Consider the following 20,325-nt stretch of genomic DNA (forward strand, 5'->3'; position numbering starts at 1 on the left):
GTCCCGGGGCGCGCCGGAGCCGAGCGGTACGCGGGCCCACGCCCCGTCGAGCGTCGGCCGAGCGCCCGGCGAGCGCCCGGCCCGGGTGGCCGTCCCGAGTGCCCGACCGAGCGTCCGGCCGCGGACGAACGACCGCCCGAAGGGAACACATCCGGCGTTTTTCCCGTCCTGTCGCAGGGGAGGCGCGGTGCAGCGCGCCCCCGTGCCGACTTCTGAGGGGGCTCATATGCCGATGCGAAACAGGTTCGACAGGCGTGCCGCGACCGCCGTGCTCACCGCGGGCGTTCTGGCCGCGGCGGGGCTCGCGGCCGCCGTGACGCCCGCCGCCGCCGTCCACGGCGGACGGAACACCACCGTGAAGGCCCATCCGTACGCGATGCTCATCGAAACGTCCGACGGCCGCCAGGTGTGCGGCGGCACGCTGGTGGCGCCCGCCAAGGTCCTCACCGCCGCGCACTGCGTCGCGGACGCCGACGCCGCCCTCGCCCTGAGGGTCGTCGGCGGCCGTACCAGCCTCGCCGGGACCGAGGGGACGGTCCGGGGCATCGCCTCGGTCAGGCTCCACCCGAAGTTCGAGCAGGCCAGGCTCACCTACGACGCGGCCGTGCTCGAACTCTCCGCGCCGATGCCGTACGCCCCGCTGCCGGTCGCGGGCTCCCGGGACTCGGCCCTCTACACCCTCGGGAAGAAGGCGAAGGCCGTGGGCTGGGGCAGGACCGCGAGGGACACCCCCGCGACACGGCTGAAGTCGGCCGTGCTCGTCCTGGCTCCCCTCAAGACCTGTGAGCCGTTCACCGAACCGACCGACTCCAGGGCGCTGAAGGTGTGCGGCGCGCCGACCGCCGGGACCTACGACAGCATCTGCCGCGGCGACTCCGGCGGTCCGCTGGTCGCCGGCGGGAAGGTGATCGGCATCGTCTCCACCGGGAACAAGTACTGCGACAACGACCACCCGGACTCCGTCTTCACCCGCACCAGCGCGGTCGCCGGGGCCCTCGGGCTGCCCGTCTCCTGACACCGCCCGGTCCGCCCGGGGCCGCCCGCCGCGCGTCAGTGTCCGAGGGTGTGGTCCAGGATCGCGGCGGCCAGCGGGGCGAGCACCGCGCGCGGCAGCGCGTGCCCCATGCCGGGGATCTCGACGAGGCGCGCGCCCCGGATCGCCTGGGCGATGTGCTGGGGGTGCGGCGGCGGGAAGACCGGTTCGGCGGGGGCGGAGACGACGAGGGTCGGCACCGAGGTCCGGGCGAGCCGCTCGGTGCGGTCCAGGCCGGAGGCGTCGGCGCGGGCGTGCGCGGTGCTCGCGGTGTGGTGCCCGGTGTGCTCGACGATCCTCCGCTCCAGGGCGCGGGCCTCGTCGGCGTCGAAGGGCAGCAGATCGCCGCCCAGCGCCCGCCAGTGCTCGACCCGCCGTTCCAGCTCCGCCTCCAGACCGAGGTCGGCCACGGGCCGCGACCACATCTCCAGCAGACGGGGTGCGATGCCGGGCAGCTCCTCGGGCGGGGTCCGGGTGCCGTCCGGACGGATGTACGGGGCGGTGCTGAGCGCGCTCGTGCCGACGAGGGTCGCGCTCAGCAGCCGCTCGGGACGGTCGGCGATGAGGAGTTGTGCGAGCGAGCCGCCCATGGACATGCCGACGACATGGGCGCGCTCGACGCCGTGGCCGTCCAGCACCGCGAGGGCGTCGTCCGCGAGCCGGGCCAGGGGATAGGGCCGCTCGTCGAAGGCCCAGGTGGAGCGGCCCGTGTCGCGGTGGTCGTAGCGGATCACCCGATGGCGGGCGGCGAGCGTGTCCACCAGCTCGTCCGGCCAGCCCAGGCCGGACGCCTGCGCGCCCATGATCAGCAGCAGCGGGGGCGCGTCGGCGCCGCCGCGCTCCTCGGCCCAGAGGCGTACACCGGGCGCGGCCTCGACGAAGCGTTCCATGATGCTCCTCCTGTCGCAGTAGAGACGAGACGTATCGTATCGCAAGGAGCGTGAATCCGGCGGGAAGCCCCGGTCGGGCCTGCGGATCGGGGTACGCGTCGGGGCTGCTCAGGTGCTCAGGCGCTGTGGGCGGCGGTGGCTCCGGAGCGCCGATCGGCCGTCGGGCGGCGGTCGGTGGTCAAGTGGGGGAGCGCGCGGTCGCCGCCGGGACCGTCCCTGGCACGGCACGGCACGGCACGGCGCGGCACGGCGCGGTCGGCCGCGCGGCGGTGCGCCGGGCGGCCTCGGTCGCCGCGAAGGCCCGGCCGCCCCCACCGCGGCGGATCTCATCCGCGGTCGCCCGTGGACCGCCGGCCGAGGACCGGGAGCGCCGCTAGGAGCTGTGGTCCGCCGGCTCCCACACACGGTGACACGCACGGCACTCCAGCATTCCGTCCAGCCGGTCGTCACTGACCACCGTCCGCGCCCGGAAGCCGCCGCAGCCCGGGCAGTTGCGGCCGCGCCGGTTGGCCCAGCGGGGGGAGGGGCGCCAGGTGGACAGGACGTAGACCACTCCGACGACGACGGCGGCCATGGCCACCAGCAGGACCACACCAAGCACGGACATCCCCCTCACTCGCGTACTCATGTTCGTCGCCCCGCATCGTAGCTCCGGGGTCCGCCGCCCCGGCATCGCGGGCCGTCCGCTTCCGCCGCGCGGGCGGGCCGTGCTCCGGCCCGAATCGACGTCGCCCGCCCTGCCGCCGACTTCCCGCCCAGGGCGTACGCACGGCTCACCCGAGAGTTGAACTCCGGCCCTGTGTACGGATTTCAGCCATCAATCGGATGAGATGACAACCAGAGCGCCGCCGTTCCCCTGTTTCCAGACAGGAGTGGGACGCGGGGACACTCCGGGGCCCCTGACCGCCCCCGCCCCAGCAAAGGGAATTGATGCATTCCAGGAGACGTCAGAACCTCGGCGCCGCGACGCTCACCACAGCGGTCGCGGCGGCGCTCGTCGCCGGACTGACCGCCCCGGCGTCGTCGGCCTCCCCCGCCCTCCGGGGGGACACGGCCGCCGCCGCGGCCTCCGCGAAGATCGCCGGGCCGGCCGGGAAGAGCGGTGAGGGCAGGGCCGCCGGTCTGCGCTGGGTGACCCTGATCACGGGTGACCGCGTCGGGACGGACGCCACGGGCAAGGCCGTCGCCCTCGACCGGGCCGAGGGCCGGGAGCAGGTCCCCGTCCAGACCTTCACCCATCGCGGCGACGTCTACGCGGTGCCCCACGACGCCCGGGCGCTGCTCGCCGAAGGACGGCTCGACCGGCGGCTGTTCAACATCACCGCGCTGAGCGGGGCGGACAGCCGCAAGGCGTACCGCAAGGGTCTGAAGGTGATCGTCGCGTACGAGGGAGCCTCCGCCGCGACCGCCCGGCAGGGCCTGCGCGCCACGGGCGACGTACGGATCGGCCGGAGCCTGCCGAGTCTGAACGCGGACGCCGTGACCGTCTCGGAGCGGGAGGCCGGGGCCCTGTGGGAGGCGCTGACCCGCACCACGTCCGGCAAGGACGCGCGTACCGCCGCGGTCTCCGGCGTCAAGCACATCTGGCTGGACGGGGTCCGCAGGGCGAGCCTCGACAGGAGCGTCGCCCAGGTCGGCGCGCCCCAGGCGTGGGAGGCCGGCTACGACGGCGCCGGCGTCAAGGTCGCCGTCCTGGACACCGGGGTGGACGACGGCCACCCGGATCTGAAGGGCCGGGTCGTCGCGGCGAAGAACTTCAGCGAGTCCACGGACGCGAAGGACCGCGACGGCCACGGCACGCATGTCGCCTCGACCGTCGCCGGTACGGGAGTGAAGTCGGGCGGCACCCACAAGGGCGTCGCCCCCGGCGCCGAGATCCTCAACGGCAAGGTCCTGGACGACTCCGGCTTCGGCTCCGACTCCGGCATCCTCGCCGGGATGGACTGGGCGGTGGAGCAGGGCGCCGATGTGATCAACATGAGCCTCGGCGGCCCGGACGGCCCGGAGATCGATCTGATGGAGGCCCATGTCAACAAGCTGACCGCCGAGAAGGGCGTGCTCTTCGCCGTCGCGGCGGGCAACTCGGGTCCGGACGCGGGCTCGATCGGCTCCCCGGGCAGCGCGGACGCCGCCCTGACCGTCGGCGCGGTCGACGACAAGGACGAGATGGCGGGCTTCTCCAGCGTGGGCCCGCGGGTCGGCGGGGGCACGGTCAAGCCGGACGTCACCGCCCCCGGTGTGAACATCGCCGCCGCGGCGGCGGCCGGCACCGGTCCGGGGAGCCCGGAGGGGTACGCCTCGCTCTCCGGCACCTCGATGGCCACTCCCCATGTCGCGGGCGCGGCGGCGCTGTTGAAGCAGCGGCACCCGACCTGGAAGGCCGACCGGCTCAAGAGCGTGCTGTCGGCCTCCGCCAAGGACGGCGGCCACACCCCCTTCCAGCAGGGCGCCGGGCGGCTCGCCCTGGACCGGGCGATCCGGCAGAGCGTCGTCGCCGAGCCCGGCTCGGTGAACTTCGCGAAGCAGGCGTGGCCGCACCACGACGACAGGCCCGAGACCCGGAAGGTCACGTACCGCAATCTCGGCGACCGAGACGTCACCCTCGATGTGACGGTCGCCGGACTCGACCCGCAGGGCAAGCCGGCCCCGGCCGGCTTCTTCGCCCTGGGCGCTCGGAAGGTGACCGTCCCCGCGGGCGGCGCCGCTTCGGTGGATCTCACCGCGGACACCCGTGTCGGCGACCGCGACGGCGTCCACACGGCCGCGGTCGTCGCGAGCGACGGCGCGCAGAGCGTGCGCAGCGTCGCCGCCGTGGAGCGCGAGCCGGAGTCCTACGACCTCACCGTCACGTTCCTCGGCCGGGACGGCAGGCCGAACGCGGGCTTCGCGGCCGACCTCGGCTCGCCGGACGACGCGGACTTCGGCCGGCAGTCCCTCGTCAACGAGTCGGGCACCGCCAAGGTCCGTGTCCCGAAGGGCGCGTACGTCCTGGACGCCGGCGGGGCCGTCGACCCCGCGAACAGCACCAAGGGCTTCGACCATCTGCTCCAGCCGAAGCTGGTGGTGAACAAGAACACCACGGTGACGGTCGACGCCCGCAGGGCCGAGCCGGTCTCGATCACGGTCCCGGAGAAGAGGGCCAGGCTCGGCGGCGCCCTGCTGTCCTACTGGGTGTCCAGGTCCGAGCTGGGCACGAAGGGCGGCCACTACTACCCCACGCTGACCGGTGTGCGCACCGCGCACCTCGGCCCGGAGGTCACCGACGGCTCCTTCTCCGAGGTGTGGGCCACCCAGTGGAACGCGGGCTCCGCGGGGGATTACCACACCATCGTCGGCGGCCCGGCGAAGAAGTACTCCACCGGCTACACCAAGAGGTTCAAGGCCGCCGACTTCGCGAAGGTCAAGGCGAACGCCGCCGCCTCGGCGAAGAACAAGCGCGGCGGCCTGTTCACGATCAGTCTGCTCGGCTCGGCGTCGTTCTTCACGAACGGCCCGGAGATGGCCTTCCCGGGCTCCCGGACCCAGTACGTGGCCGCGAGCCCGAAGGCCACCGTGTCGCTGGGGGCCACGCAGTTCGGCCCGAAGGACCCGGACGGGCATCACGCCGAGGAGATCTGGTACGGCACCGCGGACAAGAAGTACTCCGCGGGCAAGTCCTACACCGAGACGCTCGGCGGCGGCGTCCACTCGCCCAAGGTGGCCGAGAACTACGGCGTCTTCAGGGACGGCGACCAGATCATCGCCTCCACCTATGTCCACGCCGACGCGGCGGGCCATGACGGGGCCTCCGACTACACCTCGGCGCGGACCACGCTCCACCGGGGCAAGACCAAGATCGGTGAGAACGCCGACCCGCTGCTGGGCCGGGAACCCTTCGACGTGGGCGCGGGGGACGCCGAGTACACGCTCGCGACCTCGGTGAAGCGGGACAGGAAGGTGGCGGCGACCGCCGCCCGTACCGACGCCGCCTGGACCTTCCGCTCCAAGAGGCCGGCCGCGGGCGAGCTTGTCGCGCTGCCGGTCTCCTCGGTCCGCTTCACCCCGAAGCTGGCGCTGGACGACACCGCTCCGGCGGGCCGGCAGCACACCTTCCCGGTGACCGTCGAGGGCCCGGCGGCCGGCAAGGGGCTGAAGTCCCTGACGGTCTCGGTCTCCTACAACGGCGGCAAGACCTGGAAGAAGGTCACCGTCGCCAAGAACAGGATCACGGTCAAGAACCCGGCCGAGGGCAAGGCGATCTCCCTCAGGGCCCAGCTCACGGACAAGAAGAACAACAAGAGCGCCATCACCGTGTACGACGCCTACTTCGGCAAGTAGATCCGTCGCCGGTGACCCGGTGACCCGGTGACCCGGTGACCCGGTGGTCAGGTCGTCAGGACGGCCCGTGCCGCGCCCGAGAGGGCCGGTGCGGGCCGTCCCGTGTATGCGGTACGGGTACGCGCGGAGGGCCCCCGTCCGTCCTGGCCGTACCGTCCGCCCCGGCCGTGCCGGACGCTCGGTTACGGTGAGGGCATGCCGTCGCCCCGTCCCCAGGCCGCCCCCTGCCAGCCCGACGCGGCCCGCCGCCGCCCGCCGGCCGCGCCGGCCGCGCGGGCCCCCGGGCCCCGTACGGCAGCCGAGTCCCGCGCCGCCGCCGCGGCGCGCGCGGCCAACGCGACCCCGAGGGCGACCCGGGAGACGCGTTCGCTGCCGGTCGTCGCCGCGGGCGCGGTGGCGATGCCGTTCGCGATCCAGGCGTACGACGAGGTCGTCGCCCACGACACCACCTGGGGCGAGCACTCCCACCCCTTCCACGAACTGCTCTGGAACGAGCGCGGCGCGTCGACGGCCGTGGTCGGGGCACGGGTCTGGACGATCACCCCGGCGCTCGGCCTCTGGATGCCCGCGGGCACCGTGCACTCGGGTTCGGCGGTCGCCGGGACCTGGTTCCGGGCGAGCTTCTTCGGCTTCCGGACCACCCCGTCCATCTCCGACACCCCGGTGGCCGTCGAGATCACCCCGCTGCTGCGGCTGCTGCTGGAACGGCTCGGCGAATCCCGGCTCTCCCCCTCCTCACGGGCGACCACCGAGGCGATGGTGCTCGACGTGCTCGAACCGTCGCCCCGCGAACTGCTCGTCCAGGCTCCCGCCTCCGCCCTGCTGCGCCCGATCGCCGAGGCGCTCCGCGAGGATCCGGGCGATCAGCGCACCCTCGCGGAGTGGGCGGCGGAGCTGGGGGTGAGCGCCCGGACGATCAGCCGCGCGTTCAGCGCGGAGACCGGCACCAGCTTCGCCCGCTGGATCGCCTCGGTCCGGGCCCAGCACGCCGTCGCCCTGCTCACCCGCGGCTGGGAGGTGGAGGCGGTGGCCGAGGAGGTCGGATACCGGTCGGCGAGCGCCTTCGGCGCGGCCTTCCGGCGGACGACCGGGCTGACCCCGGGCACGTTCCGGGTGTCCTGAGTCCCCTTCTCCGGATCCGCCCGCCGGTTCTGTCCGTCAGGTCGGACCGCCGCGCCCGCCCGGTCCACCGGTTCTGTCCGCCCGCCTGACCTGCCTGACCTGCCTGACCTGCCTGACCTGCCCGGTCCGCCCGTGGCCGCCCCGGGCCCGGTACGGACGATTCCCCCTGCCCGCACCGGCCCGCGTCCCGATCGCTACATCAGGTGTCTCATAAGATCGATTGCGACACAGCCGGAGCTTCTCCTAAAGTGCCAAGGCAAGCCTTACCTAAATCGCTTGCTTCCAGCGCGGTGCACACACTCCACGACGGCATCCCGGGTCCCGGGCGTGCGAGGACCGGCACCTGGATCCGGACCAGTGGGGTTGACATCACATGCGTTCACATCGTCTGAGGCTGTTCACGGCGGCCGCCGCTCTCATGACCCTCTCGGCCTGCGGCGGTTCCTCCTCCGGGGACGGCGGCGAGGACGGGGCCGCCAAGGACGGCGGAGCGAAGGGCTCCTCCTCCGGCACGTTCCCGCTCACCGTCGAGCACGCCCTCGGCAAGACGACCATCTCCGAGAAGCCGAAGCGCGTCGCCACGGTGAACTGGGCCAACCACGAGGTGCCGCTCGCGCTCGGCGTCGTCCCCGTCGGGATGGCCGCCGCGAACTTCGGCGACGACGACGGCGACGGGGTGCTGCCCTGGGTCGAGGAGAAGCTGAAGGACCTGGGGGCGAAGACCCCGGTCCTCTTCGACGAGAACGACGGCATCGACTTCGAGGCCGTCGCCGACACCGACCCGGACGTCATCCTCGCCTCCTACTCCGGCCTGACCGAGAAGGACTACGCCACCCTCAGCGAAATAGCCCCCGTGGTGGCGTACCCCGAGGCCCCGTGGGCGACGCCGTGGCGGGAGATCGTCCGCTCGAACAGCGCGGCCATCGGCCTGGCCGGCGAGGGCGAGAAGATGATCAAGGACCTGGAGGGCGAGATCGCCCGGACCGTCGCCAAGTACCCGCAGCTCAAGGGCAAGTCCGCGATGTTCATGACCCATGTCGACCCCGGCGACGTCAGCAAGGTCGGCTTCTACACCGCGCACGACACCCGGACGCTGTTCTTCGAGGACCTCGGTCTGAAGATCCCCGGCAGCATCGCCGGGATGTCCAAGGGCACCGACAAGTTCGCCCTCACCCGCAGCGCCGAGCAGGCCGACCTGTTCGACGACGTCGACATCATCACCGGCTACGGCGACGAGAAGGGCGAGCTGGCCGCCACGCTCCGCAAGGACCCGCTGCTGTCGAAGGTCCCCGCGGTCGACCGCGGCTCCCTGTATCTGCTCCCCGGCAGCTCCCCGCTCGGAACCGCCGCCAACCCGACGCCGCTGTCGATCTCGTGGGTGCTGGAGGACTACGTCGCCGCGCTCGCCAAGGCCGCGGACAAGGTCAAGTGACGACGGTCCCGGACCGCCGCCCGCCGGACGCCGCCGAGACGCGGCGTCCGGCGCGGACGCGGCTGCTCTGGCTCCTCGCGGCGGTCCTGGCGTCCGCCGCGCTCATGGCGGCCTCCGTCGCGTTCGGCTCCCGGGCCGTCGGCTGGTCCGACGTCTGGGCGGCCCTCGGCGGAGCGGACGCCACTCTGGAACAGGCGGCCGCCGCCCAACGCGTCCCCCGGACCGTGCTCGCGGTCCTCGTCGGCGCGGCGCTGGGCGTCGCGGGCGCGGTCATGCAGGGAGTGACGCGCAATCCGCTCGCCGACCCCGGCATCCTCGGGGTCAACATGGGCGCGTCGCTCGCCGTGGTCACCGCGGTCGCCTTCTTCGGACTCGCCTCCCCGGTCGGATACGTCTGGGTCGCGATGGCGGGGGCGGGGCTGGCGGCCGTCTTCGTGTACGGCGTCGCCGCGCTCGGCCGCGGCGGCCCCACCCCCCTGAAGCTCGCCCTCTCCGGCGCGGTGACCTCGGCCGCGTTCGCCTCGCTCGTCACCGCCGTGATGCTGCCCCGCAACGACATCGCCGGAAGCTTCCGGCTCTGGCAGATCGGCGGCGTGGGCGGCGCGTCCTTCGAACGCGTCGGGCATGTGCTGCCCTTCCTCGCGGCGGGGTTCGCGATCTGTCTGCTGTCGGCCAAGGCGCTGAACTCGCTGGCGCTGGGCGAGGAGCTGGCCGCCGGGCTCGGCGAACGGGTCGCCGTCGCCCGGGGCGTGGCCGCGCTCGGCGCGGTCGTGCTCTGCGGCGCCGCCACCGCGGTCGCCGGACCGATCGCCTTCGTCGGCCTCGTCGTCCCCCACGCCTGCCGGCTGCTCGCCGGCGTGGACCACCGCTGGCTGCTGCCCTTCGCCGCGCTGCTGGGCGCGGCGCTGCTCACCGCGGCCGACGTGGTCGGCCGGGTCGTGGCCAGGCCCGCGGAGATCGATGTGGGCATCGTGACGGCGCTGATCGGCGCGCCGTTCTTCATCTGGATCGTCCGCAGGCAGAAGGTGCGTGCCCTGTGAGTGCCCTCGTCCTCCCCGCCCGGCCGTCCGCCGCCGCCGACGTGGCCCGCGGCCGGGCCCGCCGGGCGCTCCGCCGCCGCGCGGTCGCGGCGCTGCTGGCCGTCCTGGTGGCCGCCGTCTTCGTCCTGTCCCTCATGGCGGGACGGACGTACTACCCGCTCGACGAGGTGATCCGGGTGATCATGGGCGAGCAGGTGCCCGGGGCCTCGTTCACGGTCGGGCGGCTGCGGCTGCCGCGCGCCGTGCTGGCCGTCGTCGCGGGCTTCAGCTTCGGCCTGGCGGGCGTCACCTTCCAGACCATGCTCCGCAATCCGCTCGCCAGCCCCGACGTCATCGGCATCAGCTCCGGCGCGAGCGCGGCGGCCGCCGTCGCGATCGTCACGCTCTCCCTCGGCGAGACCCAGGTGTCGGCCGTCGCGATCGTCGCCGCCCTCGCCGTGGCGCTGCTCGTCTACACCCTGGCGTTCAAGGACGGAGTGGTCGGCACCCGGCTCGTGCTCATCGGCATCGGCATCGCCGCGATGCTCGACAGCGTCGTCGCCCACGTACTGTCCCAGGCGGGGGAGTGGGACCTCCAGGAGGCGATGCGCTGGCTCACCGGCAGCCTCAACGGGGCGGCCTGGGAGGAGACCCTGCCCGCCGCCGCCGCGCTCGCGGTGCTCTGCCCCGTACTGCTCTCACAGGCGCGGAACCTGTCGGCCCTGCAACTCGGGGAGGACACCGCCGCCGCCCTCGGGGTCCGCGTCGAGCGCACCCGCGTCACGGTGATCGTGGCCGCGGTCTGCCTGATCGCGTTCGCCACGGCGGCGGCCGGGCCGATCGCCTTCGTCGCCTTCCTGTCCGGCCCCATCGCGGCCCGGATCACCGGGCCCGGCGGGTCGCTGCTGGTGCCCGCCGGACTGGTCGGCGCGCTGCTGGTGCTCGTCGCCGACCTCGCCGGACAGTTCGCCTTCGACACCCGCTTCCCGGTCGGCGTCGTCACCGGTGTGCTCGGCGCGCCCTATCTCGTCTACCTGATCATCCGCACCAACCGGGCCGGAGGCTCCCTGTGACCGCGCACCACACACTGGCGGCCGAACGGCTCACCCTCGGCTACGGCGACCGCACCGTCGTCGAATCCCTCGATCTGTCCGTGCCGCCGGGCCTGATCACGGCGATCGTCGGCGCGAACGCCTGCGGGAAGTCGACCCTCCTGCGCTCCATGTCCCGGCTGCTGACGCCCCGCGCGGGCCGGGTGGTCCTGGACGGCAAGGAGGTCCACCGCCTGCCCGCCAAGCAGCTCGCCCGTACGCTCGGACTGCTGCCCCAGTCGCCGGTGGCCCCCGAGGGGATCACCGTCGCCGACCTCGTCGGCCGCGGCCGCCATCCCCACCAGCGGGTCTTCTCCCGCTGGAACGCCGAGGACGACGCGGCCGTGGCCGCGGCCCTGGAGGCGACGGACACCGTGTCCCTCGCCGACCGCAGCGTGGACGAACTCTCCGGCGGCCAGCGCCAGCGGGTCTGGATCGCGATGGCCCTCGCCCAGCAGACCGACATCCTGATGCTGGACGAGCCCACCACCTTCCTCGACGCGAGCCACCAGGTCGAGGTCCTCGACCTGCTCACCGACCTCAACCACGCGCGCGGAACGACCGTCGTCATGGTGCTGCACGATCTCAATCTCGCCGCCCGGTACGCCGATCACATCGTCGCCCTCGCCGGGGGCCGGCCGCACGCGGCCGGGACGCCGGACGAGGTGCTGACGGAGGAGAACGTCCGCGCGGTGTTCGGCCTCGACAGCCGCATCATCGAGGACCCCGTCTCCGGACGCCCCCTGATGCTCCCCATCGGACGCCACGGCGTCCGGCGGGCCGAGGACGCGCTGCCCGCGCCCGGCGCGCGCTGACGACCCGGCCGCGCACCCGCGTACCCGGGCCGGACGGCCCGTACCGTCGCGTGCCCGGCCCGGGGGCCCCGTACCGCCGACCAGCGTTCCCACCCACTCACCAGGAGCCCGCCTTGCCCAGCAGGACTGCCACCACGGCCGCGGAGCCGACCGCGGCGAAGGCCGACGACGCGCACGGGGCCGAGGGACGCCCCGGCTGGACCGAGCTGCGCTCCCGCGCCGAGCTGAGGGAACTGCTGGGCGAGCCGCACCCGGTCGTCATCGACAAGGTGCACCCGCTGCTCGACGAGGAGGACCGGGCCGTGCTGGCCCGGTCCCCCTTCTGTCTGCTGTCCACCTCCGACGCCGACGGCGCGTGCGACGTCTCCCCGCGCGGCGACGCCCCCGGCTTCACCCATGTCGTCGACGCCGGCCGCCTGGCCCTGCCGGAGCGCCCCGGCAACCGGCGGGGCGACAGCCTGCACAACATCCTCGACAATCCGCACGCCGGGCTTCTCTACCTCGTCCCCGGCAGCCGGGACATCCTCCGGGTCAACGGCAGGGCCCGCATCCTCACCGACGCCCCCTTCTTCGACGCGATGGCGGTGGCGGGCCGGCGTCCCGAACTCGCCGTCCTGATCGAGATCGACGAGATCTACCGGCACTGCCACCAGTCCCTGCGCCGCTCGGGACTCTGGTCCACCGCGACACGGGAGGAGAGCGGCTAGAGCCCGTCACGGCCCCCGCCGGATCCCCCGCCCGGCCGGGTTCAGCGCGACGGCAGCGGGACCTTGGCGGCCGTGCGCTCCCGGGCCGGATCCGGTCGGCACACGACATCCCGCGCCGGGAGCGCGCCGGTGGTCAGATAGGCATCGGCGACCTTGTCCGCGCAGGAGCTGACGCCCGTCCCGTACACGCCGTGGCCCTCGCCCTCGTCGACGGTCACCATCCGGGAGCCGTCCATCGCGCGGCGCAGCCCCTGGGCGCGGTCCAGCGGGGTCTGGGAGTCCCACTCGTTCTGGAGCACCAGCGCCGGGACGTCGTTGTCGACCTCGGTGACCGGCTCGGCGGGCCTCCCCCAGAACGCGCACGGCGTGATGTTCGCGTTGTAGTCCCCGTACAGCGGATAGCGGACGGTGTCGCGGACCGCGTCCCGGCGGTAACTCTCGGGGTCCCTCGGCCAGTTCGCGTCGCCGCAGGTGACGGCCCAGAACATCGAGGTGGCGTTGTCGTCCCAGGGCGGCACGGGCGGCAGCTCCGGGGTGGGCTCGCCCGCCGCGGCCCTCCGCAGATTCACGACCGCCTCGGCCCCGGCGCGCGCTGTGAAGAACACGGTGCGCATATTGGCCCGGATCCGCGCGCCGTCGAGGAGCGCGCCGCCCACCCGGATGGGCTCCCGGTCGGCCTGGGCGACGATGTCCCAGAAGGCGCGGGAGACCTCGGCCGGGGTGTCGCCGAGTCCGTACGCCGCCGAACGCGCGGCGGTCCATCGCGTCCACCGGTCGAACGCCGACTCGGCCGCGGGCGCCCAGGACCGGAAGGTGTCCTGCCACACGTCGCCGGGGTCCAGCGCGCTGTCGAGGACGAAACGGTCGACGCGGCGCGGGAACATCTGGGAGTACACGGCTCCGAGATAGGTGCCGTACGAGTATCCGAGGAGGCTGATCCGGCGCTCCCCGAGGGCGGCGCGGATCACGTCCAGGTCCCGGGCCGTGTTGCGCGTGGTGAAGTGCTTCAGCGTGTCCTCGCCGTACTTGGCACGGCATTTGTCCGCGATATCGCGGACGAGAGCGGTGTGCCGGGCGAAGCTCTCCGGCCGGTAGGCGCGTTCCCCGTCCAGCTGCTCGGGGGAGAGCCCGCAGGCGAGCGGGGAGCTGCTGCCGACGCCCCGGGGGTCAAAGCCGATGAGGTCGTACCGCTCCCGTACGGAGGCGGGGAAGGCCTCCTGGAGATAGGCGGGCATGTCCAGGCCCCAGACCCCGGGGCCGCCGGGGTTGATCAGCAGCGCGCCCCGGCGCTTGGCGGGGTCGGTCGCCTCGATACGGGATATCGCGATGTCGAGCCGCGCGCCGCCCGGACGCCGGTGGTCCAGGGGGACTTTCACGGTGGCGCACTCCAGTACGGCGGGCAGCTCGGGGCCGCACGCCTTCCAGACGGCCTTGCGCGGCGCGCGGGCGGCGGGGACCGCGCCCGCGGCGGTCGCGGAGCCGGCCGGGCCCGCGACCGCCGGGGCGGCCGGGCTCCCGGTGTTCGCCGCGGCGGCCGGGGCGGTGGCGAGCGCCGGGGCCAGCGCCGCCATCATGCTCACCGCCAGCATCGGCGCGAGATGTCTTACCTGCACGAAATCAGTCCTTCCGGACGGCTTGCCAGACAGGTCGGCCCCGGTCGTGGCGGGCCGTTCCGCACATCATTCACCGGACGGGGATGTCTTGAACTCGACTGGTACGACAGGAAGTTCACGCCGAAGGGAGGGCAGACCCGAAGGCTCCGGCCGGTTCGCCGCCGGGGCGAACCGGCCGGAGCCGGTGATCATGCGATACGGGACTCCGTACGGGCCGGCGCGCCCCGGTCGCGGCGGTCTGCTGCGCGCGGCGGCGGGCGAACGGCTCGACGCCGCCGCCGGGTCGCCGGCGACGGCGTCGAGGTGGCCGGCGACGGCGTCGGGAGGGGCGCGGCCGTCGGCCGTCAGCCGGGCGGCGTGCCGGAGCGCTCGGTCGTCGTGAGCGTCGAGGTGACGACGACCTCCAGCCTTCCCGAGCGCCAGCCCGAGAGTCCCCACGCCGCCGGGAGCTGGAGGCTGAAGAGCGCGAAGACGCCCGTCACGAACGCGCTGTCGACGGGCGCCTCGTCCCCCGCCGCCCAGGCCGTGAGCCCCGCGCACACCAGCAGGACCACGGTGTAGAGGGCGCCGTCGGTCACGATCACCCGCCAGCGCGGCAGGGGCTGGAGGAAGCGCCGCGCGACGGTCAGGGACACGAGGGCGGCGGCCGGGAAGACCAGCTCCCACGGGTCCACCGCCCGGGCGGCGCTCCCGTCGTCGTCACCGGCGGAGAAGCCCAGCACCAGGAGTTCGAGCCCCAGGCCGAGCAGCCAGGACAGGACGCCGACGAAGAGCGCGTAGGAGAACGCACCGCGCCATGTGACAGCCACGCCAACCCCTTTCGAACAGGGCGCCCCGCGGCGCCCCGCTCCCCGGCTCATTCTCCCACCGGGACTCCCGCCCACCGGTACGGGGCTCAGTAGCCGCCGCTGTTCCCGATCGTGCCGCGGTCGCACAGCGGCTGGGACAGGCAGAGCAGGCTGCTCATCCGCGACTGGTGCACGATCTTGGTGGAGTGCTTCCGGCCGGAGTGGCCGTACAGGTACAGCTCGTGGTCCGGGGCCTTGCGGTACTTGCCGGTGGCGTAGAAGTCGCCGTTACGGGCCAGACGCATGTCGAAGGTGACTCCGATTCCGGCCCGGCGTACACCGGACTTGGGGCAGAACGGGTCGGTGGCGTCGAGGGTGCCGCGCACCGAACGGGTCTTGCCGTTGTGCCGCGTCATCGTACGGAAGTCGATCTTCTTGTCGCTGGCCTTGCGCTTGGCGACGTACTTGCCGTTCTTCTTGTAGACCTTGGTCCAGCCCGTCGCCGGGTACAGCTCGTACTCGGACTTGGTCCAGTGCACGACGCCCCGGACCCCGGCCCGGAACGAGGGCCCGGTGATCTTCTTGGAGTAGCCGCGGTTGTCGCCCGCGTACTTGTAGCCGGTGGTGTACTTGCAGCCGGAGTACGAGCCGAGCTTCTTCGGCACGGTGGCCCACTTCTGGCGGATGAAGGAGCGCCACACCACGGTGGTCTTGGAGTACTTCTTCGCCTTGGCCTCGATCTGCCGCGCGGTGGCGGCCAGCGTGTCGGCGTCGTCGGCCGCGGGCACGGTGGCGTTCAGCCCCCAGGTGTGGCCGATGCCGCCCCTGGTCTCGCCGAACACCTTGTACTCGGCGACCGCGCCGGGCACGACGGCGGTGTCGCGGAGGCTGTGACCGGCGGTCTCGGCGATCTTCACCCCGTCGCGGTACACCGTGTACGTGGCCGCGCCGAGGTCCGGCCAGGACAGATCGACGAACTTCGAGGAGGCGGCCCAGGCGGCGCGCTCGGCCCTGTTCGGCGAGGAGGCGAGGGTGACGTCGGCGACGGCCTTCTGGCCGCCGACGGCGAGGACTTGGGTGTCGGTCGCGGTTCCGACATGGCTCCGGACGGTCGTGACGCGGGCGCTCGCGCTCCGGGACGCCTTCGGGGCGCCGAAAGTGCCGCTGTCGGCGTCGAGGACGAAGGCGGCCTCGGCCGTCGCGGTGCCGGCGCCCTGCGGCGCGGGGGCGGCGACGGCGCTGGTGAAGCCGCCCATGAGGAGCGACGCCCCGGTGACGGCGACGACGCCGGTGCGGAGTCGGGCTTGGATGGCCATGGGAAAGGTGTCTCCCTCGCGTGGTGATTGACGGGTCGGGTCTTCACGGCAGGAGCCGTCGGGTTCCGTGCGCCGGGCGTGGTCGCGGGCGATCCGGAACCGCCGGTGGTCTCCTGCCGGCGGAATGACGGAGAAGGGCGGAACGGCGGCTGCTCGGGCCGTCGTCGTGCCGTGGCGAACGACGATCTCGTACGGAGATCTCTTATGGTCGACCGGAAAGGCTCGGCGCTATTCCGTGCGCGCGGCGGAGGCGAAGCCGGTGATCGGGAATATCACGTGACCCTCGAATTCGCCCGTGTCGCCGAGCGCGGCGCCGCCCGCCCGGGCGGCGCCGCGGGACGCGCGCCCGAGCGGCGCGGCCCGTGCCCGCCGAAACTGCTCCGGCCAGGCATGATGGGCCGTCATGGGCTCTGCGCTGTCAGATCCTGGCCACTCCCGGGCGGCTGTCCGCCGCCCGGTGGGCGTTGTGCCGGGCGGGCTCGTTGTCCCACCCGGGGTCGATCGATCGCCTTCGCTTCTCCATGTGCTCTCCCCCGTACAGTCGCAGCCGGGGGCGCAGTTGGATTTCGCATCCCCCGATGACGCTTGAACGATAGCCGCCGAATACCGTCCGGCGTCAACGGGATTGCGTGGTGGCCGGGATTCGGGAATTCGGTCGACCTCTCCCGAATCCGGCGGAAGGGGAGGCGGCCGTTGAAACGGAATGCCCCCTTCGGGGGCGGCTGGGGGAGGGGGCGGCGGTCGCGGGCGGCTGCCGTGCCTCCGCCGCCCGTGCCTCCGCCGCCCGTGCCTCCGCCGCCCGTGCCTCTGCCGCCCGTGCCTCCGCCGCTTGCGGCGAGCCGGCCCCTTCGCCGGCCGCCGATCGGTCCTGCCGATCCGTCCCGCTTCCCGAGCGGGGAGCGTTCGCGGCACATCGCCGCGCTGGCCACGAGGCGGAAACTGAGCCGGTACGGAGGGCCGTTCGGCGTTCCGGGCGTCTCCCGGCGATCCGCCCGGGCGTCGGCGTCCCGGGCGTCACCGCGCACGATCGGCGCGGGCGGCGGAGTCCCTGCCGCATGGCTCGCTGTCCGCGCTCGCGGTTCGTGGCCGACGGCTCCGGGGGCGCTCGGGCATCACCGGGTGATGTCCGGTGCGGTCCGGTCCGGTCTGGCCCTGACCGCACCGCCTCCGAGCCCGGGTGCCGCAGCGCTCCCGCGCCGAACCGCCGGGCCCAGGGGCCGTGTTCGTCCCCCCGGTCGCCGCCCGTGGTGGACGAACCCGGTCCCGGCCGTGCCTGCCGAGTGCCTCGGGCGCGCGCCGCCCGAGATCGCTCGTGCTGGGCGGTCGGCGGTGCGCGATGCCTGCGGTCGCCCGGGCCGTGCGTGCCGTGCGAGTGGCCGGTGGTAGACCGGCGCCTGGTGCCGGTCGCGCCGCTCTGAGGCGCCGCCGGGGGCGCGCGACGCCCGAGGTCGCCCGGGCCGGGCGTACGGCCGGTGGCACGGGGCGTCCGGCGCCGGGTCGTGCTGGTCCGAGGCGTTCGTGCCGCCGGTGGTGCGCGACGCCAGGTGCGGGTCGAGCCGCCTGCGGTCGTTCGTGCTGGTACGTGTCCGGCGCACGCCCGGTGCGCGATGCCCGGGGTCGCCCGCGCCGGACGCGTCGGCCGGACCGTGGTGAACGATGCCCGAGGCCCCTCGGGGCGGCCGTACCGCCGGGCAGGCGCGCGCTCCCCGTCAGACCTCCAGCCGGGCCGCCAGTCCGTCGAGGACCCGGTCGAGTCCGTAGTCGAAGTCCTCGTCGCGGATCCGACGCGGGTCCGCGTCGCGCCGGGCGGAGCTGCCCTCCCGCAGCCGGGGGTGCTCGCGCGAGGCGTCGTCGAGGGCCGGGCGCAGATCCGCCACCCACTCCCGCTCGGTCTTGCCGCTGCGGGCGATCAGCGAGAGATACGCGGCCTCGGCGGTCGCGATCCCGATGACGTATGCCATGAGCGTCCCCACCGCACGGTCCCTCTCGGCCGCCGGGAAGCCGGCGGCCTCGAACTGGGCGAGCAGCCCCGACGACATCCGCAGCGCGTTGGGCCCGATGTGGATCAGGCCGGTCTGTCCCAGCTCGGGGGCGATCCAGGGGTGGCGAAGCGTCATCGCCCGCAGCTCGGCGGCGGTGTGGGCGACGGCCGTACGCCACTGGTCGCGCCCGGCGGCGGCCGGTGCGTCCAGCTCGCCGTAGACCTCGTCCACGACCAGCTCGATCAGCTCGTCCTTGTGGGTCACGTGCCGGTAGAGCGAGGTGGCGGCGGCGTTGAGCCGGGAGCCGAGCTTGCGCATGCTCAGCGCCTCGACGCCCTCCGCGTCCAGCAGCTCGATCGCCGCGGCCACGATCTGCTCCCGGGTCAGCTGCTCCCGCTGCCGGGAGCGCTCCCGGGTCCACACCGATCCGGTCGGCTTCTTCTCGGCCGGCATGAAGGCCCTCTCTCCCGCTGGTCCCGCTGTCCCCCTCAGAGTAGCGCACGCTGTACGCACATTGCGTACAGCGTTCCTTCGTGCGTACAGTGTTCGCATCAAGAGAACGCCGTACGCATCGGGTGGGAGTCGACATGCCGCAGAACATGAACCGGGACGAGCAGTACGAGCGGGGCCGGCGGGGGGCCGAGGCCCCGGCGGACCGGACGCCGGACCTCGCCCGCTGGCAGGCCCGGCTCGACGAACTGCGCGCCGAGCACCGCGTACCGGCCGCGTCGCTCGCGATCCTCGTCGACGGGACCGTCCACGAACTGGCCAGTGGCGTACTGCACCGGGGGACCGGCGTCGAGGCCACGACCGACTCGGTCTTCCAACTGGGCTCGATCGCGAAGATCTACACGGCCACCCTGATCATGCGGCTCGCCGAATCGGGCGAACTGGACCTGGACGCACCGGTGACGGATGTGCTGCCGGAGTTCTCGGTCGCCGATCCGGCGGCGACCAGGGAGATCACCATACGCCGGCTGCTCAGCCATACCAGCGGTCTCACCTGCGACTTCACCTATGACGGCGGACGCGGCGACGACTGTCTCGCCCGGTATGTCGAGGCCGCCCGGGGAGTGGCGCTCGACTGCCCGCCCGGCACCGCGCTCTCGTACAGCAGCGTCGGATACAACGTCCTCGGGCGGATCGTCGAGGTGGTGACCGGCAAGGTCTGGGACGAGGCGCTGAGGGATCTGCTGCTCACCCCGCTCGGGCTCACGCACACGATGACGCTGCCCGAGGAGGCCCTGCGGTTCCGGGCGGCGATGGGGCATCTGGGCGAGGCGGGCCGGGATCCGGAGCCGGCGCCGAGCTGGGACCTGATGCCGCGCTCGGCGGGCCCGTACGGCCGGGTCATCGCGACGGCCGGAGACGTCGTACGGCTCGCGCGGGCGCATCTCGACGGCGGTGCGGCGCCGGACGGGACCCGGGTGCTGTCCGAGGAGAGCGCGGCGCTGATGCGGCGGCGCGTGGTCGACTCCCCGGACCGGTGGACGGTCAGCGCGGACGGCTGGGGGCTGGGCTGGACCCTCTACGACTGGGGCGGCGTCCAGGGGTACGGGCACGACGGCGCGTCGATCGGGCAGTACGGCTATCTGCGCGTGGTCCCCTCGGCGGGCGTGGCGATCGCGCTGCTCACCAACGGCGGCGGCGCGCGTGAGCTGTACGCGGCGCTCTACCGGGAACTCCTCGCCGAACTGGCCGGGGTGACGATGCCTGCGCCCTTCGCCCCGCCCGCCCGGCCGCCCGCGGTGGACCTCGCGCCGTACGTCGGTACGTACCGCCGCGAGGGTGTGGTGATCACCGTGACCGAGCGCGAGGGCGCGGGACACGCGGTGTACGAGTTCGTCGACGGCATGAAGGACTTCTCCGAGCCGCTGGAGATCGGCCTGGTGCCGGTGACGGAGACGGTCTTCGCCGGTACGGGGGTGGGCGCGGCCTACAGCGAGGACTACATGCCGGTGGTGTTCTCCACGCTGGCGGACGGGACGGCGTGCGTGTACATCGGCATGCGCTGCGGCCCCAAGGTCGCGTAGCGGGCCCGGCCGGCTGCGGCGGGCGTCCCGGGCGCGCCGACGGCCCCCGCCCGGAGGGGAGTCCGGGCGGGGGCCCGTCCGTGAAGGGGGCCGGGAGCGGTCGCCGGCTCCGGCGGCGGGCCCGGTGAGCGACCCGCCCGGCGGGCCGGTCGCCGCGCGCGGGTCCG

The 20,325-nt window shown here is 73.7% G+C and carries 16 protein-coding genes; 9 read left to right on the forward strand and 7 right to left on the reverse strand.

Going from position 1 to position 20,325, the window contains the following annotated elements:
* The first annotated feature begins 226 nt into the window (after window positions 1–226).
* Window positions 227–1,015 (forward strand): S1 family peptidase, encoded by a 789-nt coding sequence (locus ACF089_RS22540; protein ID WP_392029242.1) that lies wholly within the window; start codon window positions 227–229, stop codon window positions 1,013–1,015.
* Between the two features lie 35 nt (window positions 1,016–1,050).
* Here the strand turns inward: ACF089_RS22540 and ACF089_RS22545 are convergent, their stop codons facing one another.
* On the reverse strand, window positions 1,051–1,923 hold the full coding sequence (locus ACF089_RS22545; RefSeq protein ID WP_392029244.1) for an alpha/beta fold hydrolase: 873 nt from the start codon (window positions 1,921–1,923) through the stop codon (window positions 1,051–1,053).
* Between the two features lie 373 nt (window positions 1,924–2,296).
* Complete coding sequence (locus ACF089_RS22550) at window positions 2,297–2,530, reverse strand: hypothetical protein (RefSeq protein WP_392029246.1); 234 nt, start codon at window positions 2,528–2,530, stop codon at window positions 2,297–2,299.
* 323 nt (window positions 2,531–2,853) lie between these two features.
* Here ACF089_RS22550 and ACF089_RS22555 point away from each other — a divergent pair, with 323 nt between their 5' ends.
* The 7 genes from ACF089_RS22555 (at window position 2,854) to ACF089_RS22585 (ending at window position 12,426) form a co-directional block, all read left to right on the forward strand.
* Window positions 2,854–6,240 carry a S8 family serine peptidase gene (locus ACF089_RS22555; RefSeq protein ID WP_392029248.1) on the forward strand — a complete coding sequence of 1,129 codons (3,387 nt, stop codon included), beginning with the start codon at window positions 2,854–2,856 and terminating at the stop codon, window positions 6,238–6,240.
* Between the two features lie 399 nt (window positions 6,241–6,639).
* Complete coding sequence (locus ACF089_RS22560; protein WP_392029734.1) at window positions 6,640–7,362, forward strand: AraC family transcriptional regulator; 723 nt, start codon at window positions 6,640–6,642, stop codon at window positions 7,360–7,362.
* Window positions 7,363–7,735: 373 nt separating this feature from the next.
* Window positions 7,736–8,794, forward strand: a complete 1,059-nt coding sequence (locus ACF089_RS22565) for an iron-siderophore ABC transporter substrate-binding protein (RefSeq protein ID WP_392029250.1) — start codon at window positions 7,736–7,738, stop codon at window positions 8,792–8,794.
* Window positions 8,791–9,834 (forward strand): FecCD family ABC transporter permease, encoded by a 1,044-nt coding sequence (locus ACF089_RS22570; protein WP_392029251.1) that lies wholly within the window; start codon window positions 8,791–8,793, stop codon window positions 9,832–9,834. Before ACF089_RS22565 ends, ACF089_RS22570 begins: the two co-directional genes overlap by 4 nt.
* Window positions 9,831–10,886 (forward strand): FecCD family ABC transporter permease, encoded by a 1,056-nt coding sequence (locus tag ACF089_RS22575; protein WP_392029253.1) that lies wholly within the window; start codon window positions 9,831–9,833, stop codon window positions 10,884–10,886. Before ACF089_RS22570 ends, ACF089_RS22575 begins: the two co-directional genes overlap by 4 nt.
* Complete coding sequence (locus ACF089_RS22580; protein ID WP_392029255.1) at window positions 10,883–11,719, forward strand: ABC transporter ATP-binding protein; 837 nt, start codon at window positions 10,883–10,885, stop codon at window positions 11,717–11,719. The genes ACF089_RS22575 and ACF089_RS22580 overlap by 4 nt, the downstream gene beginning before the upstream one ends.
* Window positions 11,720–11,832: 113 nt before the next feature.
* Window positions 11,833–12,426, forward strand: a complete 594-nt coding sequence (locus tag ACF089_RS22585; protein WP_392029257.1) for an MSMEG_1061 family FMN-dependent PPOX-type flavoprotein — start codon at window positions 11,833–11,835, stop codon at window positions 12,424–12,426.
* Window positions 12,427–12,467: 41 nt separating this feature from the next.
* On the opposite strand, the gene ACF089_RS22590 is transcribed toward ACF089_RS22585, so the two are convergent.
* From ACF089_RS22590 to ACF089_RS22610, 5 genes are all read right to left on the reverse strand, one after another.
* Complete coding sequence (locus ACF089_RS22590) at window positions 12,468–14,015, reverse strand: alpha/beta hydrolase (RefSeq protein WP_392029736.1); 1,548 nt, start codon at window positions 14,013–14,015, stop codon at window positions 12,468–12,470.
* A 368-nt stretch (window positions 14,016–14,383) separates the two neighbouring features.
* A complete protein-coding gene (locus ACF089_RS22595) occupies window positions 14,384–14,848 on the reverse strand; it encodes a hypothetical protein (protein ID WP_392029259.1) in 465 nt (154 codons plus the stop codon).
* 86 nt (window positions 14,849–14,934) lie between these two features.
* A complete protein-coding gene (locus ACF089_RS22600; protein WP_392029263.1) occupies window positions 14,935–16,143 on the reverse strand; it encodes a hypothetical protein in 1,209 nt (402 codons plus the stop codon).
* A gap of 228 nt (window positions 16,144–16,371) precedes the next feature.
* Window positions 16,372–16,548: a hypothetical protein gene (locus tag ACF089_RS22605; protein WP_392029265.1), complete on the reverse strand. Its 177-nt coding sequence runs from the start codon at window positions 16,546–16,548 to the stop codon at window positions 16,372–16,374.
* 1,304 nt (window positions 16,549–17,852) lie between these two features.
* A complete protein-coding gene (locus ACF089_RS22610) occupies window positions 17,853–18,578 on the reverse strand; it encodes a TetR/AcrR family transcriptional regulator (RefSeq protein WP_392029267.1) in 726 nt (241 codons plus the stop codon).
* A gap of 134 nt (window positions 18,579–18,712) precedes the next feature.
* Between ACF089_RS22610 and ACF089_RS22615 the strand changes: the two genes are divergently transcribed.
* The gene (locus ACF089_RS22615) at window positions 18,713–20,158 is read left to right on the forward strand and encodes a serine hydrolase domain-containing protein (protein WP_392029269.1); all 1,446 of its coding nucleotides are present in this window, start codon (window positions 18,713–18,715) and stop codon (window positions 20,156–20,158) included.
* Window positions 20,159–20,325: the final 167 nt, after the last annotated feature.

The sequence above is a fragment of the Streptomyces sp. NPDC014894 genome, assembly GCF_043080985.1.
GTDB lineage: Bacteria > Actinomycetota > Actinomycetes > Streptomycetales > Streptomycetaceae > Streptomyces.